This window comes from Mesoterricola sp. JemC181, assembly GCF_055384585.1.
In genome coordinates this window covers 2,099,538-2,123,984 of record NZ_AP045076.1, presented here as the reverse complement: position 1 = coordinate 2,123,984, position 24,447 = coordinate 2,099,538, and the positions used below count along the sequence as shown (strand labels likewise).

General features: G+C 68.9%; 21 protein-coding genes. 9 read left to right on the top strand and 12 right to left on the bottom strand.

Annotated elements, in window-relative coordinates; translation table 11 throughout:
• Positions 1-3,225 (top strand): efflux RND transporter permease subunit, encoded by a 3,225-nt coding sequence (locus ACZ5MC_RS09245; protein ID WP_464517589.1) that lies wholly within the window; start codon positions 1-3, stop codon positions 3,223-3,225.
• On the top strand, positions 3,222-4,340 hold the full coding sequence (locus ACZ5MC_RS09240; protein ID WP_464517588.1) for an efflux RND transporter periplasmic adaptor subunit: 1,119 nt from the start codon (positions 3,222-3,224) through the stop codon (positions 4,338-4,340). The genes ACZ5MC_RS09245 and ACZ5MC_RS09240 overlap by 4 nt, the downstream gene beginning before the upstream one ends.
• On the opposite strand, the gene ACZ5MC_RS09235 is transcribed toward ACZ5MC_RS09240, so the two are convergent.
• The 4 genes from ACZ5MC_RS09235 to ACZ5MC_RS09220 all read right to left on the bottom strand — a co-directional run bounded on the left by ACZ5MC_RS09235 (position 4,285) and on the right by ACZ5MC_RS09220 (position 7,651).
• Positions 4,285-5,331, bottom strand: a complete 1,047-nt coding sequence (locus ACZ5MC_RS09235) for an alpha/beta hydrolase (RefSeq protein WP_464517782.1) — start codon at positions 5,329-5,331, stop codon at positions 4,285-4,287. The two genes, ACZ5MC_RS09240 and ACZ5MC_RS09235, sit on opposite strands and share 56 nt — an antisense overlap.
• A 96-nt stretch (positions 5,332-5,427) precedes the next feature.
• The gene (locus ACZ5MC_RS09230; RefSeq protein WP_306597912.1) at positions 5,428-5,847 is read right to left on the bottom strand and encodes a GxxExxY protein; all 420 of its coding nucleotides are present in this window, start codon (positions 5,845-5,847) and stop codon (positions 5,428-5,430) included.
• Positions 5,848-6,067: 220 nt separating this feature from the next.
• Positions 6,068-7,108: an IS630 family transposase gene (locus ACZ5MC_RS09225; RefSeq protein ID WP_306597910.1), complete on the bottom strand. Its 1,041-nt coding sequence runs from the start codon at positions 7,106-7,108 to the stop codon at positions 6,068-6,070.
• Between the two features lie 198 nt (positions 7,109-7,306).
• Positions 7,307-7,651: an iron-sulfur cluster assembly scaffold protein gene (locus tag ACZ5MC_RS09220; RefSeq protein WP_464517587.1), complete on the bottom strand. Its 345-nt coding sequence runs from the start codon at positions 7,649-7,651 to the stop codon at positions 7,307-7,309.
• Between the two features lie 141 nt (positions 7,652-7,792).
• Between ACZ5MC_RS09220 and ACZ5MC_RS09215 the strand changes: the two genes are divergently transcribed.
• Positions 7,793-9,442: an FAD-dependent oxidoreductase gene (locus ACZ5MC_RS09215; RefSeq protein WP_464517586.1), complete on the top strand. Its 1,650-nt coding sequence runs from the start codon at positions 7,793-7,795 to the stop codon at positions 9,440-9,442.
• 2 nt (positions 9,443-9,444) lie between these two features.
• Complete coding sequence (locus tag ACZ5MC_RS09210) at positions 9,445-10,389, top strand: YeiH family protein (RefSeq protein ID WP_306600037.1); 945 nt, start codon at positions 9,445-9,447, stop codon at positions 10,387-10,389.
• Here ACZ5MC_RS09210 and ACZ5MC_RS09205 read toward each other — a convergent pair whose 3' ends face one another.
• The 5 genes from ACZ5MC_RS09205 to ACZ5MC_RS09185 form a co-directional block, all read right to left on the bottom strand.
• On the bottom strand, positions 10,390-11,481 hold the full coding sequence (locus ACZ5MC_RS09205) for an NADH:flavin oxidoreductase (RefSeq protein WP_464517585.1): 1,092 nt from the start codon (positions 11,479-11,481) through the stop codon (positions 10,390-10,392).
• 25 nt (positions 11,482-11,506) lie between these two features.
• Entirely contained in the window at positions 11,507-11,881 is a 375-nt protein-coding gene (locus ACZ5MC_RS09200; protein ID WP_306600035.1) for a pyridoxamine 5'-phosphate oxidase family protein, read from the bottom strand.
• A gap of 47 nt (positions 11,882-11,928) precedes the next feature.
• The gene (locus ACZ5MC_RS09195) at positions 11,929-12,447 is read right to left on the bottom strand and encodes an RrF2 family transcriptional regulator (RefSeq protein WP_464517584.1); all 519 of its coding nucleotides are present in this window, start codon (positions 12,445-12,447) and stop codon (positions 11,929-11,931) included.
• Between the two features lie 71 nt (positions 12,448-12,518).
• Positions 12,519-13,232, bottom strand: a complete 714-nt coding sequence (btsR, locus tag ACZ5MC_RS09190) for a two-component system response regulator BtsR (RefSeq protein WP_306600033.1) — start codon at positions 13,230-13,232, stop codon at positions 12,519-12,521.
• Positions 13,229-14,908 carry a sensor histidine kinase gene (locus ACZ5MC_RS09185; RefSeq protein WP_306600032.1) on the bottom strand — a complete coding sequence of 560 codons (1,680 nt, stop codon included), beginning with the start codon at positions 14,906-14,908 and terminating at the stop codon, positions 13,229-13,231. Before ACZ5MC_RS09185 ends, btsR begins: the two co-directional genes overlap by 4 nt.
• 153 nt (positions 14,909-15,061) lie before the next feature.
• On the opposite strand from ACZ5MC_RS09185, the gene ACZ5MC_RS09180 reads away from it, so the two are divergent.
• The 5 genes from ACZ5MC_RS09180 (at position 15,062) to ACZ5MC_RS09160 (ending at position 21,498) form a co-directional block, all read left to right on the top strand.
• Complete coding sequence (locus ACZ5MC_RS09180) at positions 15,062-16,873, top strand: carbon starvation CstA family protein (RefSeq protein ID WP_306600030.1); 1,812 nt, start codon at positions 15,062-15,064, stop codon at positions 16,871-16,873.
• 50 nt (positions 16,874-16,923) lie between these two features.
• Positions 16,924-17,862: a VirK/YbjX family protein gene (locus tag ACZ5MC_RS09175; protein WP_306600029.1), complete on the top strand. Its 939-nt coding sequence runs from the start codon at positions 16,924-16,926 to the stop codon at positions 17,860-17,862.
• Between the two features lie 59 nt (positions 17,863-17,921).
• A complete protein-coding gene (locus ACZ5MC_RS09170; RefSeq protein WP_306600028.1) occupies positions 17,922-19,334 on the top strand; it encodes an OmpP1/FadL family transporter in 1,413 nt (470 codons plus the stop codon).
• Positions 19,335-20,828: a serine/threonine-protein kinase gene (locus tag ACZ5MC_RS09165; protein ID WP_306600027.1), complete on the top strand. Its 1,494-nt coding sequence runs from the start codon at positions 19,335-19,337 to the stop codon at positions 20,826-20,828.
• A gap of 223 nt (positions 20,829-21,051) precedes the next feature.
• Complete coding sequence (locus ACZ5MC_RS09160) at positions 21,052-21,498, top strand: helix-turn-helix domain-containing protein (RefSeq protein ID WP_306600026.1); 447 nt, start codon at positions 21,052-21,054, stop codon at positions 21,496-21,498.
• 3 nt (positions 21,499-21,501) lie between these two features.
• Here the strand turns inward: ACZ5MC_RS09160 and ACZ5MC_RS09155 are convergent, their stop codons facing one another.
• Genes ACZ5MC_RS09155 through ACZ5MC_RS09145 form a run of 3 tightly spaced genes read right to left on the bottom strand, consistent with a single transcriptional unit; the run spans position 21,502 to position 24,421 of the window.
• Positions 21,502-22,614 carry an ABC transporter permease gene (locus tag ACZ5MC_RS09155; protein ID WP_306600025.1) on the bottom strand — a complete coding sequence of 371 codons (1,113 nt, stop codon included), beginning with the start codon at positions 22,612-22,614 and terminating at the stop codon, positions 21,502-21,504.
• Positions 22,611-23,360: an ABC transporter ATP-binding protein gene (locus ACZ5MC_RS09150; RefSeq protein WP_306600024.1), complete on the bottom strand. Its 750-nt coding sequence runs from the start codon at positions 23,358-23,360 to the stop codon at positions 22,611-22,613. Before ACZ5MC_RS09150 ends, ACZ5MC_RS09155 begins: the two co-directional genes overlap by 4 nt.
• A complete protein-coding gene (locus ACZ5MC_RS09145; protein WP_306600023.1) occupies positions 23,357-24,421 on the bottom strand; it encodes an HlyD family secretion protein in 1,065 nt (354 codons plus the stop codon). The genes ACZ5MC_RS09150 and ACZ5MC_RS09145 overlap by 4 nt, the downstream gene beginning before the upstream one ends.
• Between the last annotated feature and the right edge of the window lie 26 nt (positions 24,422-24,447).

The following is a 24,447-nucleotide window of genomic DNA, read 5'->3' as shown; positions in this document are numbered from 1 at the left end:
ATGTGGATCGTCCGGCTCGCCCTGCGCCGTCCCTACACCATCGCCGTCATGTGCATGCTCTTCCTCCTCATGGGCGCGCTCTCCATGCGGCGCATGCCGGTGGACATCTTCCCGGCCATCGACATCCCCGTGGTCACGGTGGTGTGGAGCTATTCCGGCCTGAGCCCCGAGGAGATGGAACGCCGGGTGGTCAACGTGAGCGAACGGGCCATGTCCACCACGGTCAACGGCATCGAGCGCATCGAGTCCCAGAGCATCCAGGGGGTGGGGGTCCTGCGGGTGTACTTCCAGCCGGGCACCGACATCGGCGGGGCCATCGCCCAGATCGGCTCGGTGACCAACGCCATCCTGCGCATCCTGCCCCCGGGCATGACGCCCCCCAACATCATCCAGTTCAACGCCAGCAACGTGCCCGTGGTGCAGCTGACCGCGCGCAGCGAGACCCTCTCCGAGCAGCAGATCTACGACCACTCCCTCAACTTCATCCGCATCCGGCTCTTCACCATCCCGGGGCTGTCCACGCCGGCGCCCTTCGGCGGCAGGGGCCGCCAGATCTCGGTGGACATCGACCCCGCCAAGCTCGCGGCCCGGGGCCTCGGCCCCGCCGACGTGGTGACCGCCGTCTCCTCGGAGAACGTCATCGTCCCCGCGGGCCTGGCGCGCCTGGGCGCGCGCGAGCTGCCCATCCTCACCAACTCGAACCCCTCGAGGATCGAGGACCTCAGGAACATCCCCCTCAAGCTGGTGAACGGGTCGCCCGTGTACCTGCGGGACGTGGCCCAGGTGTACGACGGCTTCACGGACCAGACCAACATCGTGCGCATCAACGGGAACCGGGCCACCTACCTGGCCATCCTCAAGAAGGCCGACGCCAGCACCCTGGCGGTGGTGGACGCGGCGAAGGAGATGCTGCCCGTCATCAAGGCCGCCGCGCCCAAGGGCCTGGAGCTGAACTTCGACTTCGACCAGAGCCAGTTCGTGCGCGGGGCCATCTCGGACGTGGTGAAGGAAGGCTTCATGGCCTCCCTGCTGGTGTCGCTGATGATCCTGTTCTTCCTGGGGTCCTGGCGGGCCATGCTGCTGGTGTGCACCAGCATCCCGCTGGCCATCTTCGCGGGCATCATCGGCCTGAAGCTCTCGGGCCAGACCATGAACATCATGACCCTGGGCGGCCTGAGCCTGGCCATCGGCATGCTGGTGGACGACGCCACGGTGGAGGTGGAGAACATCCACCGCAACCAGGCCATGGGCAAGCCGCTGACGGTGGCCATCCTGGACGGCGCCAGCCAGATCGCGGTGCCGGCCATCGTGGCCACCCTGGCGATCTGCATCGTGTTCTTCCCGGTGGTGCTGCTGGTGGGGCCGGCGAAGTACCTCTTCACGCCCCTGGCCATGGCGGTGGTCTATTCCATGCTGGCCTCGTACCTCCTCTCCCGCACCCTGGTGCCCACCCTGGCCCGCATGCTGCTGGAGCACGACCACCACGCCCCCGGGACCCGCCTGGGGCGCTTCAACGCTTGGCGCGAGCGGGGCTTCACGCGCTTCCAGGACGCCTACGGGCGGCTCCTGGACCGGGTCCTGCACCACCGGGTCTTCGTGCTGGGCCTGGCGGTGGCCTTCGCCGTCCTCAGCGTGGGCCTGCTGGGGGTGCTCGGGCGGGACTTCTTCCCGGCCGTGGACGTGGGCCTCATGAAGCTCCACGTGCGCGCGCCCTCGGGCACGCGCCTGGAGGAGACCGAGCGCGTCATCGCCCAGGTGGAGGACGCGGTGCGCGACCTGGTGCCGGCCCGGGAGCTGGCCACCATCAACAGCAATATCGGCGTGCCCAGCGCCTTCAACATGGGCTTCATCCCCACCGACAACGTCACCAGCCAGGACGCGGACGTCTCCATTTCCCTCAAGCACGGGCACCGGCCCACCGCCGCCTACATGAAGGCCCTGCGGGAGGAGCTCCCCAAGCGCTTCCCGGGCGTCGGCTTCTACTTCCAGTCCGCCGACATCGTGAGCCAGGTGCTCAATTTCGGCATCCCCGCCGCCATCGACGTGCAGGTGGAGGGCCCCAACCTGGCCGCCAGCGCCGAGGTGGCCCGGCGCCTGGAGGCCGGCATGCGCCAGGTGCCGGGCGCCGTGGACGTGCGGCTCAAGCAGGTGGTGAACGCCCCCGGCTACCGGGTGGACGTGGACCGCCTGCGCGCGGCCCAGCTGGGCCTGAACCAGCAGGCCGTGGCCAACGGCCTCCTGGTCTCGCTCTCGGGCAACGGCCAGCTGGCGCCGTCCTACTACCTGGACCCCGTCACGGGCGTGAACTACACCGTGGCGGTCAAGACCCCCCTGTCCCGCATGGCGACCCCGCGGGACCTCATGGCCACGCCCTTCAGCCTCCCGGGGGGCTCGGCCCTGCTGCAGACCACGACGTTCCAGGGCGCCGGGCCCGCCTCGCAGCCGCCCTCGGAGCCCCTGTCCAACTTCGCCTCCCTCAACAGGATCAACGTCGCCAGCGAGATCAACCACTACACCGTGCAGCGCGTGCTGGACGTCATGGCGGGCGTGGAGGGCCGCGACCTGGGCTCCGTGGTGGGCGACATCCGGACCCGGATCCGCGACCTCGGCCCCCTGCCCCCCAACACCCGGATCCGCATCCGCGGCCAATCCGAGGTGATGGTGGAGGCCTTCGTGAACCTGGCGGGGGGCCTGGTCATCGCCATCGCCCTGGTGTACCTCCTGATGGCCGTGCTCTACCAGAGCTGGCTGGACCCCTTCATCATCCTCTTCGCCGTGCCGGGCGCCCTGGTGGGGATCCTCTGGATGCTGGCCTTCACGGGCACCACCCTGAACGTGGAGTCCCTCATGGGCGCCATCATGGCCGTGGGCATCGCCACGTCGAACTCCATCCTCCTGGTGAGCTTCGCCAACGACGTGCGCGTGGCCCATCCGGAGATGACCGCCCTGGAGGCGGCCTTCGCCGCGGGGCGGACCCGGCTGCGCCCGGTGCTCATGACCGCCCTGGCCATGATCCTGGGCATGGTCCCCATGGCGCTGGCCCTGGGCGAGGCCGGCAGCCAGAACGCGCCCCTGGGCCGGGCCGTCATCGGCGGGCTCCTGATGGCCACGGTGGTGACGCTGTTCATCGTGCCGGTGGTCTACAGCCTCTTCCGCAAGAAGCCCCCCACGGCCCACCTCCTGGACGAAAAGTTCCACACCGAGCAGCAAGGAAGTGAAGCATGAGCAACGATCCGACCTTCTCCCGTTTCCGCCTGGGCGGCATCGCCATCCTGCTGGTGAGCGCCTCCGCCATAGCCGTGCTGTGGGGCGTGCAGCGCACCGGTGTTCGCCACGAGGCCCGGCGCCTGCGCTCGGACCAGGAGGCCGGTCCCCGCGTGCGGGTGGCCCTGGCCGGGGGGGACGGCGACGCCCGCACCCTGGAACTGTCCGGAGAGGCCCTGCCCTACCTCTCCACCACCGTCTATTCCAAGGTGGCCGGCTTCCTGCGCGAGATCCGGGTGGACAAGGGCTCCCCGGTGAAGAAGGGCCAGGTGATCGCGGTGATCGAGTCCACCGAGGTGGACAGCGACTTCCAGGCCCTCAAGGCCGACGCCCGGAACAAGCGGAGCTATGCCGGGCGCCTGCGCCAGCTGGGCGCCCAGGGCATCGTCAGCGCCCGGGACCAGGACGACGCGGAGGCCGCGGCCCGCATCGCCGAGGAGAAGCTGGCCAGCCAGGGCGTGCTGCAGGGCTACCGCAACGTCACGGCCCCCTTCGCCGGCGTGGTGACCCAGCGCTTCGCCGACCCCGGCGCCCTCATCCAGAACGCCAGCAACAGCACGTCCTCCCAGCCCCTGGTCTCCCTGGCCCAGGTGGACCACCTGCGGGTGGCATTCTACCTGGACCAGCAGGTGGCCTCCCGGATCCGGGTGGGCCAGGAGCTCACCGTGCGCCCCGCGGACCGCCCCGACCTGGCCCGCGCCGTCAAGGTGGCGCGCTTCTCGGGCGCCCTGGATCCCCGCACCCGCACGCTGCTGGCCGAGGCCGACCTGGACAACCGGGACGGCGCCTTCGTGGCCGGCGGCGCCGTGCGGCTCAGCCTGGGTCTCGCCAGGGAGTCCGGGAGGCTGGAGATCCCTTCCGAAGCCGTGCTCCTGAAGGCGGAACGGACCTACGCGGCCGTGGTGGGCCCGGATTCCCGGGTGGCCCTGCGTCCCGTGGTGCTGGGCGAGGACTCGGGCTCCCGGGTGCGCGTCCTGGCCGGCCTCAAGGCGGGTGAGAAGGTGGTGCTGAACCCTTCCGTCACCCTGGCGGACGGGGACCAGGTGCAGGCGGGGGAACCGGCCGCCCCGAAGTAGCCTCCCCGTCCGGGGCCGGCGCGCTTTCCGCCAGGTTCTGATTGAACCAGGCGTGAACAATCCCATCCAGGGGTTGAAGCCGAAGGGCCAACGAGATGTGGTCCTCCCCCGGAACGATGAGCAGTCGGCTTCCGGCCGGGGCACCCGCACTCAACCGGCGGCTGTGGTCCGGCGGAACCATCGCATCGTCCGCCCCGTGAATGAAAAGGATGGGGCCGTTGACGGCCGCCGCGGCCTTGGGCACATCCACCTCGGCCCAGGTGAATCCGGCCTTCCCGGGTGCCTCCTGGATGGCCTTCCGGATCGTACTCTCCGACGCCCACCAGAGCAGCCGCCTGAAAGGAGGGAAGGCGTGGACCATGGTCCCGATCGCGGATTGGGGGTCCGCAAAGGGCTCGATGGCGACAACCGTGGCGATCCTGGGATCGGCCCCGGCCCACTGGAGCGCCACGCTGGCTCCCAGCGACACCCCGATCACGCCTGTTCTCCCCGCCACCAGCCGGCGCGCGACCAGGGCTTCCAGGACGGACCGCATGTCCTCCACCTCGAAGGCGCCGAAGCCGATCCATTCCCCCGACGACCCTCCATGCCCCCTGAGATCCACCATCACGCATCGAAAACCCTGCTGGGCCAGCGAGAGGGCCCAAGGGAGCATCTGCTCCTTCTGCTGCCGGTACCCGTGCAGAAGGATCACGGTCCCCTTGGGCCGGGCCATGAAGACGTCGGGTTTGTCGAAGGACATCTGGAGGTTGGCTTCGAACGCCTTCTTCGTCTTCTCCACGGAACAGCTGTAGGAAAGATGCCAGTCTCCGGGCTCGACGACCTGCGCATTCAGGAGAACCCCGGGCGTTCGGCTGGGCACCGACACGTCCGTGAAGGCACTGGCCAAGGCGGCCGATTGGAGGGACGGCGCCGATTGAAGATTCGGTGCCCGGACCAACCGCCGGGCCAGGGTGGTATGGGTGCACCCGGTGCCAGCCAGGGCGAGCATCACGAGCAGGAGATGACGGTTCATGACCCCATGCTAGTGTAGGCCGCCAGAAGAACAGGTAACACCTTGTCCCCCCCCCTTCGCCTCGGGTCCAGTTCAGGGCTTGGTATTGACGAGTCGCTTGATGCCCCCGTCCTCGAGGGGCCAGTTATGAAAATTGATCAGCAGGCCCACTTCGAAATTTGCAAAGTGGAGGCAGCTATTCAGTTGGGCGAAGTCGGCCTCCGAAAACTTCGCAATGGCCTTCGCCTCGACGACCACCTTGTGGTCCACCACGATATCCATGATGTAGGCATTCTCGACGCACAATTCCTTGTAGGTGATGTCGAGGTGAACCTCGCGTAGGGCCTCGTGTCCGGCCAACCTGAGTTCATGGGCGAGGCAAGCCTTGTAGGCATTTTCCAGGAGTCCAGGCCCCAGAACTATCTGCACCCTGATGGCAGCGAGGATGATGGCTTCGGTGATATCTCGATGGGGATAGTTGTCGCCCCAATCTTCGCCCCAATGCCGACCCATGACTTCCTCCTTCGGGTCAGGAGTGCGCTCAATCACGCCGGGACGTTCAGGCCAGAATTCTTTCCTCGGTATCCTCGGCCTCCTCGGCGCCTCGGCGATGGGCTTTTCGACGGGTGCTTCGGCGCATGTAATCTTTGCGCCAACTGATACTTGAGAAAGCCATCGCCGAGGCGCCGAGGAGGCCGAGGATACCGAGGAAAAGAAAAAGGCAGGTTCGCCGTCAACCCTTGGCAGAGGCCGTCCGAATGGCCGCGAGGGCCTGCCGTGCTCGTGTCACCTTGGCGAGGATATCGTTCGCGGACGCGGTCCAAACAAATGGTTTCGGAGCGGCATTGTGTCTCGCGATATAGGTGTGGATCGCTGCTTCGAGTTCCGGGACGGATCTGAAAATACCCCTTCGGATGCGGTTCTCCGTGATGTCTCGGAAAAATCGCTCCACCATGTTCAACCACGATGAACTGGTGGGGGTGAAGTGAACGTGGACCCTCGAATGGCCTTTCAACCAGCTTTTGACCGCCGGATGTTTGTGGGTGGCGTAGTTGTCGCAAATGATGTGCAGAGCGAGTCGCTTCGACGTACCCCGCTCAAGCCGCTTGAGGAACTTCAGCCACTCCTCATGGCGATGACGTGGCATCGTGGCCGAGATCACCGTACCATCCAGCGTGTTCATGGCCGCAAAGAGGGTGGTCGTTCCATTGCGCTTGTAGTCGTGCGTCATGGTGCCGCAGCGACCCTTCTTCATCGGTAGGCCAGGCTGAGTCCGGTCCAGGGCCTGAATCTGGCTCTTCTCATCTACGCTCAGCACGATGGCATGCTCCGGAGGGTCCAGATACAGGGCCACGATGTCCACCAACTTCTCTTCGAAATGAGGATCGTTGCTTAACTTGAAACCAACGGTGCGGTGCGGCTTGAGGCCATTCTGACGCCAAATGCGTCCCACCGTGCTCTCGCTCACCCCGGTGGCCTGCGCCATGGAGGCCCGGCTCCAGTGCGTGGCATTGACGGGCTGTTCCTGCGTCGTCTTATGGAGCACCTCTTGCCCCTTCAAAGCAATCACCCAAGACTTCCGGCCTCGACCTGGGCGTTCCCTCTCGAGGCCATCGAAGCCCGCTTCCTCCCATCGCTTGAGGCATTGCCAAGCAGTCCGATGATCACAGCCCAAAGCCTGGCCGATGTCACGAAAGGACTCGCCAGAAGCTCGATGAAGAACAATCTTGGCCCGCAGGACGCTGCGCGCAGGCAAGGTCCGGCTCCGCGCCATTTCCTCAAGGCGTCTGAATTGCTCCACAGTTAGATCAACTCGCCCCACTTGCGCCAAAGTTCTCACCTGCCGCTTGGATGCGACGAGCTGTATTGGCGTTACAGGTATTTCTGGCGGCCTACACTAGCCTGGGACCCGCGTTCGGCACCGGCCGATCGGCCCGGGACCCATCCTTTTCGCAGGCCTTGAAGGACTGCGCTAACCCAGCGCCGCCTTGAGCGCGCCCAGCGCCAGCTCCGCCGAATGGTAGGAGGCGTCGTCGCTGTCGCCCAGGGCCTCCAGGACGTCCTCGACGTCCAGGGCGGCGGCCTCCGCCAGGGTACGGCCTTGTACCAGGTGGGCCACCAGGCTGCCGCAGATGACGAAGGACTCGCAGCCGTCCGTGGTGAAGCTCCCGGCGGCGACCCGGCCGTCCTCCAGCTTCAGCCATAGGTCCATGGCGTGGCCACAGCCGCCCTCCTGGGCCCTCCCATGCCGGTCCGCCCCTTTCATGGGGGAGAAATTGCCGGGGACCAGCCGGAAGCCGATGGAGGAGGGAAGCACCTTGCGCATCCATCAAGTGTGATGGATTTGTTGGGAAAAGCAGCACCAAACGATGGAACGGCCCGTTCCATATTCCTATTTGGGCATTCAGTGCTTTTGTGGGAAAATGCCAAGGCCCGGCACTTTGAAGGCGAGGAAACCATGGACCAGCCCAAGCGCATCGTCATCGTTGGTGGAGTCGCGGGAGGCGCCTCGGCGGCCGTCCGGGCACGCCGGCTGTCCGAGGGAGCGGACATCGTCCTCTTCGAGCGGGGGCCCCACGTCTCCTTCGCCAACTGCGGCCTGCCCTACCACATCGGCGGGGTCATCCCCGAGCGGGGCAAACTCCTGGTCCAGACACCCCAGAGCCTCATGGCCCGGTTCAACCTGGACGTGCGGGTGGACACCGAGGTCCAGTCCATCGACCCCGGGGCCCGCACGGTGACCGTGCGCAACCTGAAGACCGGCAAGGTGCGGGAGCAGCCCTACGACGCCCTGGTCCTGAGCCCCGGCGCCGAGCCGATCCGGCCGCCCCTGCCGGGCATCGGGGACCCGCGGATCCTCTCCCTTCGCAACCTGGACGACATGGACCGCATCCTGGCCGCCATGTCGGGCGCCACCCGGGCCCTGGTGGTGGGCGCGGGGTACATCGGCCTGGAGATGGCCGAGGCGTTCCGGGAGCGGGGCCTGGACGTGGTCATGGTGGAGAGGCTGGACCAGGTCATGGCCATCGCTGACGCCGACATGGTCACGCCTTTGCACGGGGAAATCCGGCGCAACGGCGTGGACCTGCGCCTGGGCACGTCGGTGGAAGGCTTCGAGCCGGGCCCGGACGGCCTGGTGGCGAAGCTCTCCGACGGTTCCGAGGTGGCCTGCGGGCTGGCCGTGCTGGCCATCGGCGTGCGCCCGGAGACCGCCCTGGCCCGCGCCGCCGGGCTGGCCCTGGGCTCCACCGGGGGGATCCTGGTGGACGAATACATGCGAACCAGCGACCCCGCCATCTGGGCCGTGGGCGACGCCGTGGAGGTGAAGGACACCGTCCTGGACGGGCCCGCCCTCATCCCCCTGGCCGGCCCCGCCAACCGCCAGGGCCGCATCGCCGCCGACAACATCCTCGGGCGGCCCAGCGTCTACAAGGGCACCCAGGGCACGGCCATCTGCAAGGTCTTCGGCCTGGCTTTCGCCATCACGGGCCAGTCCGAGAAGGTGCTCCGGCGCAAGGGCGTGGCCCACCACAAGGTCTACATCCACCCCGCCGACCACGCCACCTACTACCCCGGCGCGCAGAGCATGTCCCTCAAACTCCTGTTCGACGCCGAGGGCCACATCCTGGGCGCCCAGGCCGTGGGGGCCGCGGGCGTCGACAAGCGCATCGACGTCATCGCCACCGCCATGCGCGGGGGGCTGACGGTCTACGATCTGGAGGATTCCGAGCTCTGCTACGCGCCGCCCTACGGCAGCGCCAAGGACCCGGTGAACATGGCCGGGTTCGTGGCCGCCAACGTCCTGCGCGGGGACACCGCGCTCTGGGAGCCCGAGGAGCTGGAAACGCTGCGCGGGGACCAGGTGCTGCTGGACGTGCGCACCCTCCAGGAGTTCCAGGCCGGCACCATCCCCGGGGCCGTCCTGGCCCCCGTGGACGAATTGAGGGACCGCCTGGACGACCTGGACAAGGGCAAGGAGCACCTGGTCTTCTGCCAGGTGGGCCTGCGGGGCTACCTCGCCGGGCGGATCCTGTCGCAGCTGGGCTACAAGGTGCGCAACCTCTCCGGCGGCTACCGGCGCTACAAGATGTTCGCGGGCCAGGCCTGACCGTGGAGGACACCCGGCTCCTCCCCAGAATCGTCTGGCCCCTGGCCGCCGCCCTGACCCTCCTGCCCTGGTGCGGGGCCGCCACGGCCCTCCTGGGCGGCGTCATCCTGGCCGTGGGCCTGGGCAACCCCTACCAGGCCCTCTTCAAGCGGTGGACGGGACGGCTCCTGCCGTGGTCCGTCATCGGCCTGGGGGCCGGCATGGACCTGCGGGTCGTCATCCAGGCCGGCATCCACGGCCTGGGCTACACGGTGGTGAGCATCTCCCTCACCCTGGCCCTGGGGCTCTGGCTGGCCCGGCGCATGGGCGTGGCGGGCAACACCGGCCTCCTGGTGAGCGTGGGCACCGCCATCTGCGGCGGCAGCGCCATCGCGGCGGTGGCCCCCGTCATCAACGCCGAGGAGCACGAGACCTCCGTGGCCCTGGGCACGGTCTTCCTGCTCAACGCGGCGGCCCTGGTGATCTTTCCCTTCGTGGGCCACGCCTTCCGCCTCTCCCAGGAGGGCTTCGGCCTCTGGGCGGCCCTGGCCATCCACGACACCAGCTCGGTGGTGGGCGCCGCCCTGTCCTACGGGCGGCAGGCCCTGCAGATCGCCGTCACCGTGAAGCTGGCCCGGGCCCTGTGGATCGTCCCGGTGGCCTTCGGCATCGGCCTGGCCACGAAGCGGGAGCCCGGCGCGGCCAAGGGCAAGCGCCCCTGGTTCATCCTCGGCTTCCTCATCGCGGCCGCCCTGGCCACCTATGTGCCCATCCTCCACGTCCCCGCCCAGTGGGTGGCCAGGGGCGCCAAGCAGGGCCTGGTCCTCACGCTCTTCCTCATCGGGGCCGGACTCACGCCCGCGACCCTGCGCAAGGTAGGGGTGAGGCCCTTCCTGCACGGGCTGCTGCTGTGGGTGATCATCGGCTCGGCGAGCCTGGGGGCGGTGCTTGCCGGGATCCTGAAATAGCTAGACCAGCGAGGCCAGTGCCTCCCGGTGGAAGGGGCTCAGTTCGGAATAGCGCCCCTCCATCACTTTCCTCGCCCAGTCGGGATCGACGATCAGCGCCCGCCCCACGCCCACCAGGTCGAACTCGTCCCGCTCCAGGCGCTCCAGGAGGGTCCCGATGGAGGCCGGCTCGGAGCTCTGGCCCTTGAAGGCCGCCAGGAACTCGCCCGAAAGGCCCACGGAGCCGACGGTGATGGTGGGCCGGCCCGTGAGCTTTTTCGCCCAGCCGGCGAAGTTCAGGTCCGAGCCTTCGAACTCGGGCTCCCAGAAGCGGCGCTGGGAGCAGTGCAGGATGTCGGCGCCCGCGTCCACCAGCGGGGCCAGCCAGCCTTCCAGCTCCGCGGGGGTGCTGGCCATGCGGGCGGTGTAGTCCTGGCCCTTCCACTGGGACAGGCGGAGGATGACCGTGAAGTCCTCGCCCACGGCCTTTCGCACGGCCCGGACGATCTCGGCGGCGAAGCGGGAGCGCTCGGGCAGGGTCGCGCCGCCGTAGCGGTCGGTGCGGCGGTTGGTGGCCTCCCAGAAGAACTCGTCGATGAGGTAGCCGTGGGCGCCGTGCAGCTCCACCGCGTCGAACCCCAGGCGCCTGGCGTCGGCCGCCGCGCTGGCGAAGGCGGCGATGGTGGCGTCGATGTCCTCGTCGCGCATGGGCTCCCCGGCCTCGCGGCCGGGGGCCATGAGGCCCGAGGGGCTGTCGATGCGGCCCGGGCCGCGCGCGCCCTTGGCGCCGGAGACGGCGCCCACGTGCCAGAGCTGGGGCGCCATGACGCCGCCTTCGGCATGCACCGCGTCGATGACCCGCTTCCACCCCGCCAGCTCCGCCTCGCCGTGGAAGCGGGGGGCGTTCGGGTCGTTGAGGGAGGCGCTCCGGGCGACGCCGGTGCCCTCCGAGACGATGAGGCCCACGGAGGCGCGGCGCGCGTAGTAGGCCGCCACCTCCTCCGTGACCACGCCCCCCGGCGAGAAGGACCGGGTCATGGGGGCCATGACGATGCGGTTCTTCAGCTTCAGGGACTTCACTTCGAAGGGGCGGAACAGGGCGCTGGCGGACATGGCGGCGTCTCCTTGTCCTTTCATTCTAGAGCGTCTGGGTGACGGCTTCCGGAGTTACTGCCAGCGCAGCCCGGGCCCAGCTGAACTTGGCCTTCATGACGTCGAAGTCGGGACCGGAGGCGATGAACGCCGCCCGGCCCTTGATGAGGAACCCGGTGCCCGGGCCGTGCTGGCCGGGGACCTTGGAGGAGCCCAGGGTCACCAGCACCTGGTCGTTGAAGGCGACGTTGGCCTCGGTGCGGGTCATGTAGCCGGCGGGGATGAGCAGGCGCCCGTCCTCGGTGGCGCGGACGTAGCTGTTCCACGTATTGACCATGTGGGGGCCGTCCTGGCCCAGGGTGGCGATGGCGACGACGCCGTCCTTCGTGAGCACTTCCAGCAGTTTTTCGGGCATGACCATGTCGGCCTCCTGAGTGGGGGGGTTGATCGTCCAGTCCTGAGGGCTGGCTAGGTTGTTTGGGTCCGGGCCTGCTTGCGGGACTGGAACCAGGTGCCGGTGCCCGCGAGGAATTCGTCGGGAGCCTTCTTTTCGAATTCGCAAATCAGGTCCGCCAGGGTCCTGGATGCCAGGTGGTCCTGGAGGACCTGCTCGGCCTTCAGCATCACCGCGTGGATGCGGCAGGTCCCGGCCGTGGCCCACTCGGGGGCCGTTGCGCCGAACAGGGCGCAGTTGGCGCGGATCTCGCCGCAGGCGAACAGCTTGCGGTCCGGGTCCACGGCCGCGAGGACCTCCATGACGGAGATCCGGTCCGCGGGCCGGGTCAGGGAGAAGCCCCCCGCGATGCCTTCGCGGGCCGCCACCAGGCCGGCCTTCCTGAGCCGGGTGAAGAGCTTGGCCAGGAAACGCTCAGGGACCTTCTGGAAGGTGGCGAGGTCCTTCACCGAGGCCGGCTCCGGCCGGGTGGCCAGGATGAGCAGCGAGTGCAGGGCATACTCGGCGCCGGCGCCATAAAGGGACGAACTCAAACTAACACCTCACGAGGAGTAGTTTCCGACAACGCCGCACCCCCCGTCAACCCATTTCCACAGAACCTGTTTCAGATTCCGAGGCGTTCCTTCAGTTCCGCAAGGTAGCGCCGCGTCACCGGCACCTGCTGGCCGGACCTCGTCCTCAGCACCACCGAGGCCGGGTCCCCCTTCCCCACGACGTCCACGTGGTCCAGGTTCACCAGGAACTGCTTGTGGACCCGGGCCATGCGGGGGACCTTGGCCTCCAGGAGGCTGAGGGTGAGTTCGGTCAGGTACTCCGCCCTGGCCGTCACCAGGTGCACCCCGGTCTCGCTGGAGCGCACGAATTCCACCTCCCCGGCGGCCACGAGCTTCGTGCCCTGGGCGCACACGCAGGGGATGCGCTCGATGGCCGGGCTCTGGAAGACCGGCTTGCGGCCCTCGCCCAGGTAGCGGCGGACCTTCTCCACGGTGCGGGCGAGGCGCTCGGCCTGCACGGGCTTGAGGAGGTAGTCCACGGCGTTCTCCTCGAAGGCCTTGAGGGCGTACTCGTCGTGGGCGGTCACGAAGACCACGCAGGGCATGAGCTCGGGCTCGATCATGGACACCAGCTGGAAGCCGTCCACCTTGGGCATGTGGATGTCCACGAAGAGCACGTCGGGGCGCGTGGCCCGGATGGTGCGCAGGGCCTGGATGGCATTGGGGCAGGCCCCCACCACGGCGATCTCGGGCACCTCCCCCAGCAGGGCCTCCAGCTCCTCGCGGGCGTTCTGCTCGTTGTCCACCACCACGGCGCGCATCATGCGGCACCCGTCTCGGCGGGGACGGCGATGGAGACGCGGGTGAGCCGGTCGGGATCGCAGTGGACGGTGAGCCCCTTGCAGCCCCGCACCAGGGTTCGGACCCGCCTGTCCACGATGCTCATGCCCAGGCCGCCCCCGGGGCCGGCGGCGGCGAAGTTGCCCCCGTCGTCCTCCACGTCGATTCGCACGCAGGCGCCGTCCGCGTAGGCGTGGATGCGCACGGTGCCGGGCTCGAGCATCTCGGCGATGCCGTGCTTGATGGCGTTCTCCACCAGGGGCTGGAGGGTGAAGGTGGGGAGCTTCACGTGGAGCAGCGCCGGGTCCACGTCGACCTCCACGGTGAGCTGGTCCTCGTAGCGGGCCTTCTCGATCTCCAGGTAGGCGTTGACGTGGGCCAGCTCCTCCTGGAGGGTGGAGAGGCCCGAGTTGCGCTTGAGGTTCATGCGGAAGAAGTCCGCCAGGTGGTCCAGGAGGGCCCGGGCCCGCGGGGCGTCCCGGCGCATGATGGCCTGGATCGCGGCCAGGGAGTTGAAGAGGAAGTGCGGGTTGATCTGGGCGTGGGCGAGCTTGAGCTCGGCGAGCACCAGCAGCTCCTTCTGCTCCTGGTAGTGGGCGCGCACCAGCTGGCTGGCCAGGAGGTTGGCGAGACCCTCGCCCAGGGTGCGGTTGATGGTGAGGAAGCGCTTGTGGGCCTTCTCGTAGAGCTTGATGGTGCCGATGACGTCGCGCCCCACCAGGAGCGGCACCACCAGCACCGACCCCAGGGGGCAGTCCTCCTGGATGCTGCAGTGGTAGGGATCCCGCACCCCGTCCAGGAAGACCACCTCGCCGTTGGCGATGGCCTTGCGGGTGGAGTCGGACATGATGGGCGTGCCGGGGCGGTGGTGGTCGGAACCCGGGCCGGTGAAGGCCAGGACGCTCTCGCGGTCCGTGATGGCCACGGACCCCACGCCGGTCTCCTCCTGGATGATGGTGGCCAGGCGCGGGGCCACCTCCGGGCTGAAGCCCTTGGCCAGAAGGTCCAGGGTGCGTTCGGCGATGCGCAGGGTGCGCCGGGTGGAGGCGTTGCCGGCCAGGTCGTAGATGTCCCGGCGGTCCCGCAGGATGCTCATGAACAGGGCCGCCCCGCAGGAGTTGGCCAGGATCATGGGGAGGCCGATGACCTTCACCAGGGCCCAGGCCTCCGCGAAGGGGCGGGCCAGGACCAGGATGACGACCATCTGCAGGACCTCGGCCACCAGCATGGTGAGCCCGGCGGTGACCGGGCTCAGGGCCCGGTCCTGGAAGGCGGACCGGGCGCAGTAGAGGCCCACGAGCCCCCCGATGAGGCCTTCCATGGTGGTGGAGACCCCGCAGGCCACGGCCGTGAAGCCGCCGAAGGTGAAGCGGTGCAGGCCGCTGAGCAGCCCCACCGCGGTGCCCAGGAAGGGCCCGCCGATGAGCCCGGCCAGCACGGGACCGATGGCCCGGGCGTTGGCGATGGCGCCGTGGACCTTGACCCCCATGTAGGTGCCGCCCACCGAGATCAGCGTGAAGAACACGAACAGGGCCGCCTTCTGCCCGAAGCCCAGGGGCTCGGCCTTCCGGAGGCGGTAGGCGGGGGACTTGCAGTAGACGTAGGCCACCAGGAGGAAGAACGACACCACCTGGATGAGGGGGAACAGCAGCTTGAGCACGGGCAGGCTCCGCAGGATTGTCGGTCAGGGCGGAAAAACGACCGGATACCGCCTCGATTTGTCGCCTGGGACCCTTGGCGGGTCCCCGGGCCGGGGAGGCCTCCATTATGGACTCATCCGTCTTCAATTCCATTCCCATAAGGAGGAGCCGATATGAATGCCCTGACCCTCGTGTTCGTTACGCTGTGCATCTTCGCACTGGCGTACCGGTATTACGGGATCTTCCTGGCCACCAAGGTCCTGAACGTGGACGCCGACCGCGTCCCGCCCGCCATCGCCCTGGCCGACGGGCACGACTACCACAAGACGAACAAGTTCGTCCTCTTCGGGCACCACTTCGCGGCCATCGCGGCCGCCGGGCCGCTGCTCGGCCCCGTCCTCGCGGCCCAGTTCGGCTGGCTGCCGGGCACCCTGTGGATCATCATCGGCTGCGTGCTGGGCGGCGCCGTGCACGACATGGTCGTGCTGTTCGCCTCCGTGCGCTACAAGGGCAAGAGCCTGGCCCACATCGCCGAGAACGAGATCGGCCGGCGCGCCGGCACCGTGGCGGGCTTCGCCATCCTCTTCATCCTCATCCTGACCCTGGCCGGCCTCTCCATCGGGGTGGTCAACGCCCTGTTCAACAGCCCCTGGGGCACCTTCACGGTGCTGATGACCATGCCCATCGCCCTCTACATGGGCGTGCACATGTACATCCTGCGCAAGGGCGACGTGCTCGGCGCCAGCATCATCGGCGTCGTGGCCCTGTTCCTCACCCTCCTGGCCGGCCCCTACGTGGCCGCCAATCCCACCCTGGCGCGCTGGCTGACCCTCACCAAGAACCAGCTGGGCATCATCATCCCCGCCTACGGCTTCATCGCCTCGGCCCTGCCCGTGTGGCTCCTGCTCTGCCCCCGGGACTACCTGTCCACCTACCTGAAGCTGGGCGTGATCATCATGCTCGTGGGCGGCATCGCCTGGGTCCACCCGAACCTGGTCAACGCCCCCGTCACCCAGTACATCCACGGCGGCGGCCCCATCATCCCCGGCACCGTCTACCCCTTCATCTTCATCACCATCGCCTGCGGCGCCCTGAGCGGCTTCCACGCCATCATCGGCACCGGCACCACCCCCAAGATGATCGCCAGCGAGAAGGACATCCTGTTCGTGGGCTACGGCGCGATGCTCGTGGAAGGCGTGGTGGCCATCATGGCCCTGATCGCCGCCAGCGTCCTGATGCCCTCCGACTACTTCGCCATCAACGCGGTGCCCAAGGCCTATGCGGCCCTCCACATGACTCCCGTCCACCTGCCGGCCCTGAGCCAGGCGGTGGGCGAACAGCTCCAGGGCCGCCCCGGCGGCGCCGTCTCCCTGGCGGTGGGCATGTCCTACATCTTCTCCTCCATCCCCTTCATGAAGCACCTGGCCGCCTACTGGTACCACTTCGCCATCATGTTCGAGGCGGTCTTCATCCTCACCGCCGTGGACACCGGCACCCGCGTGGGCCGCTACATGCTGCAGGAGATGCTGGGCAAGGTCTGGCCGAAGTTCGACGAGAAGAAGTGGATGCCCGGCATCATCGTCACCAGCCTGCTCTTCACCACCGCCTGGGGCTACCTGGTCTACACCGGCGACATCTCCACCATCTGGCCCCTGTTCGGCATGGCCAACCAGCTCCTGGCCACCTGCGCCCTGATCGTCGGCACGACCATGCTCATCCGCCACGGCAAGGCCCGCTACGCCTGGACCACCGCCGTTCCCGGCCTGTTCATGGTCCCGGTCACCTTCATGGCCGGCGTCCAGAACATCCTCTACAACTACCTGCCCAAGGGCCTCTGGCTCCTGGTGGTGTTCTCCGTCGTGCTGATGGTCCTCATGGCCATCGTGTTCGTGGAGGCCTTCATCAAGTGGTTCCAGCTCCTGAACGTCAAGGACTTCATCAAGGACCGGCACGGCGTGCTGGTGCTGGCGGAGACCGAGGAATAGCGTGAAGCCAGGGGGCCCGGAAGGGCCCCCTGGTGTATCCTGGGTCTCCCATGGAACCGCAACTCACGAGCACCTGGAAGGTCAGCCGCAGGGCCTGGTCCCTCAGCCACGAGATGTACAAGGCCAACCGGCGGAAGTTCAAGCGGAACCTGCGGTGGGCGGTGACGGCGGCGGTGCGCCAGGCGGTCACCCGGCCCTGGTTCGAGTTCCTGGCGACCCCTGGCATGGCACCCTTCGTGCACGCCAACCCGCGCCTGGCCTTCCGGCCCATGAACACCTACATGTCCAAGGCCTGGTCCTGGGAGCGCCGCACCAAGGTGGTCCTGGAGACCTATGAATTCATCAACTCCATGAAGGGCGTCCTGCGGGACGCCATGCTCCGGCCGGAAGGGCGGATCCTGGCGGCCGTGGACCTGGGCAAGGGGCTGGAGGCGCGGTTCCGCCTGGGTTTCGATCCCAAGTTCCGCAAGGAGGGCGAGCTGTGCCTGTTCCTGGAGCTGTCGGCCTTTGAGGGGCCGGTGATGGGCATGGCCCTCTCCCTGGAGCACCTGGCGGGCAGCCGCTGGGTGGCCTACGTGGGCGCCATCCAGGGGCGCCTGGGCGGCGGGGAGGACGTCGTGAAGGTGGCCACCAAGGCCATGCACGGCCTCCGGCCCAAGTTCCTCATGGTGTTCCTGGCCCAGGAGATGGCCCGCGCGCTGCGGGTGGGGCGGCTGCTGGGGGTGGGCAACCGGATCCAGGTGTACCGCGCCAACCCGTTGCGGATCCTGCACGCCTCCAAGGACGTCCGCTTCGACTACGACGCGCTGTGGAAGGAGGCGGAGGGAGAAGCGGCCGAAGAGGGGTGGTTCCAGCTTCCCCTGCGCACCCCGCGGCGGGCTGAGGAGGACTTCCCGTCCAACAAGCGCGCCATGTACCGGAAGCGTTATGCCCTCATGGACGAGCTGAGCCGCCAGATCAAGATCCAGCTGGCCCCCTTCGGAGCCTGAAGATCCCTGCCCGCAAAACCGGCCAAACAGGGCATCATGGTAGGTTCTCAAGGAATAAAGTGACCCCGAAGCCCTCGACCCCCATCCGCGCGGCCGTCCTTTTCGGACTGGCGGGATGCGCGTTGGGGGCCCAGGGGGTCCTGGCGCCCATCGGGATCATCCTCTCCGAGCAGTCCCGCACCGCCTTCAGCGTGCAGGGCGCGGGGGCCCGGGCCCTGGGCCTGGGCGGGGCCTTCATCGGGGTGGCCGACGACGCCACGGCGGTGACCTTCAATCCCGCCGGGCTGGCCCAGATGGTGAAGCCCGAGATGAGCTTCGTGGGCCAGGGCTTCAACCGGCGCGGGGCCTTCCAGGACGCCCAGACCCTCTCCGGCAGGCGCACCCTGGTGGTGGACGACTCCCTGGTCTCCAGCACCCGTTTCGACCCTCTCCTGCTGTCGGGCACCCTCCCGCTGCGGGTGGACGGGAGGACCCTGGCCATCCAGCTCTCCATCCAGCGCCTGATCCCCCTGCGGGAAGGGAATTCCCGGGCCATGCAGGAACGGCCCCAGGACGGGTCGGCCCCCGTTCAGCTGCACCAGAGCATCGACCAGACGGGGCAGATCGACCTCTACTCCTTCGCCACGGCCTACGAGGTGTCCCAGCGGATCCTCCTGGGCTTTTCCGTGAACTACTGGCGGGGCGACTGGAACCTCGGCTCCAGCAGCACCAGCGCGTCGGCCGGCACCACCAGCTTCGTGCACTACACCCAGAGCAACCACATGGAAGGCTCGAACGTCACCCTGGGCCTCCTGTGGCGCTGGGAGACCTGGAGCCTGGGGATCAACCGCAGCACGTCCTTCCACGCGGACTACACCTACAGCGCCTCCTACCTCTCCAGCGCCACGCCCCAGGTCACCGCCCCCCCCTACACCACGGGCCTCCACTGGCCCTCCACCACCGGGGTGGGGCTGGCCTACCGCCCCGCGGACGGCTGGCTCGTGGCCCTGGACCTGGTGCGGACCCCCTGGTCCGAGGCCCGCTACATGAGCGGCCGGGAGAACCTCAACGGCCTCAACTTCTTCGACATGTCCAAGGGGAACCGGACGCCGGACGCCACCCAGTTCCACCTGGGGGTGGAGCGCATCCTCCTGGCCCCCTCGGGCAACGTCATCCCCCTGCGCTTCGGCTATTCCCGGGAACCCCAGCCCGTCACGGACCGCCTCACGGGGCAGCAGCGGGTCATGCAGGGCGTGAGCGCCGGGTCCGGCCTCAAGCGGGGGCGCTTCACCTTCGATGCGGCCTACCGGTACGGATGGGGCAGGCGCCGGGCCTCCCAGTTCCTGGACGCCGACCAGCTCCTCACCAACAGCCACGCCAAGTCCCTGGGCACGGAGAACATCACCGAGCACCGGCTGGACTTCAGCTTCATCGTCCAGTTCGAACGGCGCCCCGTGCAGGACTTCCTGCGCCACCTGTTCGTGGGGGGCTGAGTGCACCCCTGCCTCGTCCTGCCCGCCCTGGTCCTGCTCCAGACCCAGCCCACGTTCTACGCGGCCTGGGAGGACGGCCGGGACGCCGAGGCCGCCCGGCACTTCGAGGCGGCCCTGGCGGCCTATCAGCGGGCGGCCGAACTTCATCCCCGGTCCGCCCGGCAGGTGATCATCTACGGCAACAACGTGCTCCAGGGCTTCTATCCCTACACGCGCATCGCCCGGTGCTGCATCGAGCTGGGCCGGTGGGATGCGGCCGACCAGGCCCTGGCCCAGGCGGAACGCGAAAGCGAACCCAGGGAGGAGCGCCAGGCCCTGGCCGCGCGCGTGCATCGTCCCCGCCCCGCCGAGGTGGCCCCGTCCGCGCCCCCGGCACCCGCCCCCGCGCCCGTGAAGGCCGCCGAACCCGCCCCGGCCCCGCCGCCGGCGGTGGCCGCGCCTCAGCCCGCGCCCCCGCCTGAACCTCCCAGGACGGCGGAGCCGCGCCCCGTGGAGCGCCCCCCGGCATCGGTGCAAGCCCCTCCCGCCCGGCCCGTTCCCGAGCCGCCCAGGGCCCCCGAGATCCAGATCCGCCAGCGCCACGGCGTCTATCCCTGGCTCCTGGGCGGGCTGGCCGCGGCGGTGCTGGGCCTGTGGCTCGCCGGTCGACGCAGGCGGCCGGCCCTTGACGAGGCCTTCCGCCAGCCGGCGCAGGTGGGCCCGTACCACATCGAGCGGCTGCTGGGACGGGGCGGGTTCGCGTCCACCTACCTGGCCCGCAAGGAGGGCGACAAGCGCCCGGTGGCCCTCAAGCTCCTCCACCCCTTCCGCCAGGACGATCCCGAGTTCCTGGGACGTTTCCGGCAGGAGGCGCGCCTGGGCTCGCTCCTGGACCACCCCAACATCGTCCGTCTCCTGGACCAGGGCCCCCGGGACACCACCCCCTGGCTGGTCATGGAGTACGTGGAGGGCCAGCGCCTGGACGTCTACCTCAAGGAGCGCGGGCAGCTGCCGCTCGCCAAGGTCCTGGACCTGGCCCGGCAGGTGGCCTCGGCCATGGCCCACGCCCACGGCCGGGGCGTCACCCACCGGGACCTGAAGCCCGGGAACATCCTGATGCTGGGGGACCAGGTCAAGGTGATGGACTTCGGCATCGCGCGGATCCTGGACTCGGCCACCCTCACCACCACCTACGCCTTCCTGGGCACCCCCTCCTACGCCGCCCCGGAGCTCCAGCTCAAGACCCAGGTGGGTCCGGCCGCGGATCGGTATTCCTTCGGCATCCTGCTTTTCGAACTGATCAGCGGGCAGACCCCCTTCCGGGGCGAGACCCCCTTCGAGATCCTGGACCAGCACCGCAGCGCCGAACTTCCGGACCTGGCCGCCCTGCGCCCCGACGCGCCCCGCCCCCTGGTGGACCTGGTGCGCCGCCTGGCCCGGAAGAATCCTGACGAACGCCCAGGCGATGACGAGGTCTGCGAGATCCTGGATGCCCTGGCCGGGGCGAAAATTTGAAGTTGCGAACAAATCTCTTGACCGGGGCCCGATCAGAGTTAAATTATACATCGAATAAAATTCCGCTTACGGAGCGGAGTTCCTCATCGTTCAGGTAACAGACCTGCAAGTTGGAGGCGCAGATCCTGCCACCCCCGGGTGGTTGGTCCCTGCGCCTATTGTGTATTCACGCGAGCCCGGGATTCCCTCGCCTTCCCGGTTCCAAGCCCCAGGAGATTCCACCATGGCCATCACCACCCTCGATTCCGACTCCAACGGCGCCCTCGCGACCCTGGGCGACCGCATCAAGTCCGTGCGCCGCACCTGGAAGTGGTCCCAGCAGGAGATGGCCGAGGCCCTCCGCGTGGACCAGGCCTCCATCTCCTTCTGGGAACGCGACAAGATCCGGCCTTCCGGTTCGGCCATCGTCGCCCTGGCCTCCCTGTTCCGCACGAGCGTGGACGCCCTGGAAGGCGGCAACGAGTTCAACATTCCCGATTCCCCTTCCCTGCCCGGCTCCACGGACCGCGAATTTCCCCGGAGCGTCTGCCTGCCCATCGGCAGCAAGGAGATGGTCATGGTCGTGGACCTGGCGGACGGTTCCTCCAAGGGCGATCCCGTTTCCGAAGCCATGATGACCCTGGCCATGGGGGTCAAGGCCAACCGGCGGGTGTGGGTCGTCATCGAATAGAGGTCAGAGGGACCGCCGGAACAGGAGGGTTCCGGCGGCCAGCGCAACCGACCCGATCGCGCAGAGGATCAGGAAGTCCGGCAGCGCGACCAGGACCGGGGCGTCCCTGACGATGAGGGAGCGGAACCCGTGGACGGCGTAGGTCATCGGATTGACCCGCGCCAGGAGCCGCAGCCAGCCGGGGAAGGCCTGGACGGGGTAGACCGCCCCGCTGGAGAAGAACAGCAGGGTGTTCAGGAGCCCGGCCAGCACCTTGGGCAGCATCACGTCGTCCACCCGGGCGAACATGGCGATGGAGAGGGTGTTGAAGGCGAAGGCCGTGGCCGCCATGAGCGCCAGGACGGCCAGGATCGTGACGGGGTGCAGGAGGAGATCCAGCCCCGCCAGCAGGGAGCCCAGGGCCGCGAAGAGGCCGCCGCAGATCATGGCCTTGGCCGAACCGGCCAGGACCATCCCGAGGACCAGCTCCAGCCGCGTGATGGGCGTGACCAGGAAGCCCTCATGCACCCCCCGGTTCTTGTCCTCCATCCAGAGCATGACCCCGCCGAACAGGACCGAAAGGAAGATGGCCAGGGTCAGGGTCCCGGGGAACAGGTACTTGATGTAGGCGATGTAGGGGTAGAGCTCGACGCTCTCCAGGGCCAGGGACCCGCTCCCGTGGAGGGGCGCCGGCGGGGCGGCCAGGGCGGCGGTGATCCCGGCGAGCTTTCCCGACAGGGCCGCGCTCACGGCCTGGTCCGAGTTGTCCAGCAGGATCCCCACGTGGGGGTTGTCGCCGTTGAAGACGCGCCGGCTCAGGTCCGCGGGCAGGATGACCGCCGCGTTGAGGCTGCCCGCCTGGATGGCCTCCCGGGCCGCCTTCTCGTCGGCGAACGGCAGGGTGGTGAACATCCCCGTGCCGCTGGACGTGGCGGCCAGGGCCTCCCTGAACCGGAGCGCGTGGGGGCCGTGGTCGCGGTCGACGACCCCGATCCGCGTGCCCGTGATGGGCCCGCCGAAGACGTTGCCCATGATGAGCAGCTGGACCAGCGGGCCCAGCACGACCACGAAGATGAGCACGGGCGCGTGGAAGAACTTGCGCAACTCCCGGCCGGCGATGGCGGCGATGCCGTTCATGGCCGCGCTCCTTTCAGGTCGTGGCCGGCGTAGCGCACGAAGACGTCGTCCAGCGTGGCGCCGTCGCCCACGCTGCGCTTGAGGCTGGCCGGGGTGTCCAGGGCCGCGAGCCGGCCCTGGTCGATGATGGCCACCCGGCCGCAGAGGAAGTCGGCCTCGTCCATGTAGTGGGTGGTGATCAGGAGGGTGATGCCCCGCTCCGCGTTGATGCGCCGGAGGAGCTCCCAGACCCGCACCCGGGACACGGGGTCCAGTCCGGTGGTGGGCTCGTCCATGAAGAACACCTTCGGCTCGTGGATCAGGCCCCGGGCGATCTCCAGCCGCCGGCGCATGCCCCCCGAAAGGGCGCGGGTCATGGCCCCGCGCCACTCCGTGAGCTCGACCGCCTCGAGCAGGTCCCCGATGCGGCGTTCCCGGTCCGCACGGCCGACGCCGTAGAGCTGGGCGTAGACGATCAGGTTCTCCTCCACCGTCAGGTCCAGGTCGCTCGTCATGGCCTGGGGCAGGACCCCGATGCTCCGGCGGACGTCATCGGGCCGTCGGGCCAGGTCGTGCCCGTTGATGCGCACGCGCCCGCTGGTGAGGGGAATGAGCGTGGTCATCATGCGGATCAGGGTGCTCTTGCCCGCGCCGTTGGGCCCCAGCAGGCCGAGTACCTCCCCGGAACCCACCTCGAAGCTGATGCCCTTGACGGCCTCGAAGGCGCCGTAGCGCTTGACGACGTCCTCCACCTGGACGGCCGTCATCGGGGCCTCCCCGGCACGATCACGTCGGCGGACATGCCGGGCACGAAGACGCTGCCCGGGTTGTCGATGCCCAGCTTGAGCCGGACGGCCCGGATGTCCCGCCGGCTGGAGCCCGTGTCGCGCTGGGTGGCGAAGTCCGCCTCCGCGGCCTTCACCAGGATCCGCCCCGTGACCTGGCTCCCGGAGGGCATCCTCACCTCCAGCCGGTCCCCGGCCTTCAGGGCGCCCGCCCGGGTTTCCGGAATCGCCGCCAGGACCCAGGTCTGCCGGAGATCCACCAGCGTCGCGATGGCCCCCCCGGCCGCCAGGATCTCTCCCTGCCGGACGGCAAGGATGCCGATCCTCCCGTCGCTGGGCGCCAGGACGCGGGCGTAGGCCAGGCGGGTTTCAGCCCCGGCCGCCAGCGCCCGGGCCGAGGCCAGCTGGCCCAGGGCGGACCGCACGTTCTCCCGGGCCGCGACGCCCTGGTGGGTGCGGGCCTCGGCGCTGCGCACCGCCGCCTCGGCCTGGGCGACGCCGTTGCGGGCAGCCTGCTCCCTCGCCTCCGCGGCCTCCTGGCCGCGGAGGGCGTCGTCCCGGTCCTGGGCAGAGACGGCGCCCGCCTGGGCCAGGACGAGCATGCGCCGGGCCAGGTCCTGCTGCTTCCGGCCATTGGCCGCCGCCTCTGCGAGGGTCGCCTTCGCCATGTCCAGAGCCGCCTGGGCGCCGGCCAGGCCGTGCCGGGCCTCCCCCGCCGAGCTGGCCGCGGCCTCCCGGGCGGCGTCCACCTGGCTCTCCAGGCTGCTGGCCTGGGCCTGGAAGGACCCCAGGGAGGCCGCCAGCTCCGCCGGGTCCAGGAGGGCGATCACGTCCCCTGCCCTCACGTCCTGGCCTTCTTCGACGAGCAGCTTCGCCACCCTCCCGGCCGTCTGGGAACTGATGAGGATCTGGTTGGCGTCCACGGTGCCCGCCAGCACGAGCGGTGCCGGGGCCACGCGCGAATGGATGGAAACCCCCGCGCCCACCGCCAGGAGGGCAGCGAAGGCGGTCAGGATCCGCCGGGTGGTTCTGGAAAGACTCATGGTGTTCCTCTCAAGGCAGGCTCCCG

Coding starts and splice junctions, on each gene's coding strand:
- ACZ5MC_RS09205 (WP_464517585.1), bottom strand. CDS start 11,481: ATGTCCGCCAGCGCCCTGTTCCGCCCCTTCGAAGTGAAGTCCCTGAAG.
- ACZ5MC_RS09180 (WP_306600030.1), top strand. CDS start 15,062: ATGAATGCCCTGACCCTCGTGTTCGTTACGCTGTGCATCTTCGCACTG.
- ACZ5MC_RS09215 (WP_464517586.1), top strand. CDS start 7,793: ATGGACCAGCCCAAGCGCATCGTCATCGTTGGTGGAGTCGCGGGAGGC.
- ACZ5MC_RS09160 (WP_306600026.1), top strand. CDS start 21,052: ATGGCCATCACCACCCTCGATTCCGACTCCAACGGCGCCCTCGCGACC.
- ACZ5MC_RS09175 (WP_306600029.1), top strand. CDS start 16,924: ATGGAACCGCAACTCACGAGCACCTGGAAGGTCAGCCGCAGGGCCTGG.
- ACZ5MC_RS09230 (WP_306597912.1), bottom strand. CDS start 5,847: ATGGGTCGGCATTGGGGCGAAGATTGGGGCGACAACTATCCCCATCGA.
- ACZ5MC_RS09245 (WP_464517589.1), top strand. CDS start 1: ATGTGGATCGTCCGGCTCGCCCTGCGCCGTCCCTACACCATCGCCGTC.
- ACZ5MC_RS09235 (WP_464517782.1), bottom strand. CDS start 5,331: ATGCTCGCCCTGGCTGGCACCGGGTGCACCCATACCACCCTGGCCCGG.
- ACZ5MC_RS09240 (WP_464517588.1), top strand. CDS start 3,222: ATGAGCAACGATCCGACCTTCTCCCGTTTCCGCCTGGGCGGCATCGCC.
- btsR (WP_306600033.1), bottom strand. CDS start 13,232: ATGATGCGCGCCGTGGTGGTGGACAACGAGCAGAACGCCCGCGAGGAG.
- ACZ5MC_RS09150 (WP_306600024.1), bottom strand. CDS start 23,360: ATGACGGCCGTCCAGGTGGAGGACGTCGTCAAGCGCTACGGCGCCTTC.
- ACZ5MC_RS09200 (WP_306600035.1), bottom strand. CDS start 11,881: ATGGTCATGCCCGAAAAACTGCTGGAAGTGCTCACGAAGGACGGCGTC.
- ACZ5MC_RS09145 (WP_306600023.1), bottom strand. CDS start 24,421: ATGAGTCTTTCCAGAACCACCCGGCGGATCCTGACCGCCTTCGCTGCC.
- ACZ5MC_RS09155 (WP_306600025.1), bottom strand. CDS start 22,614: ATGAACGGCATCGCCGCCATCGCCGGCCGGGAGTTGCGCAAGTTCTTC.
- ACZ5MC_RS09225 (WP_306597910.1), bottom strand. CDS start 7,108: ATGGCGCGGAGCCGGACCTTGCCTGCGCGCAGCGTCCTGCGGGCCAAG.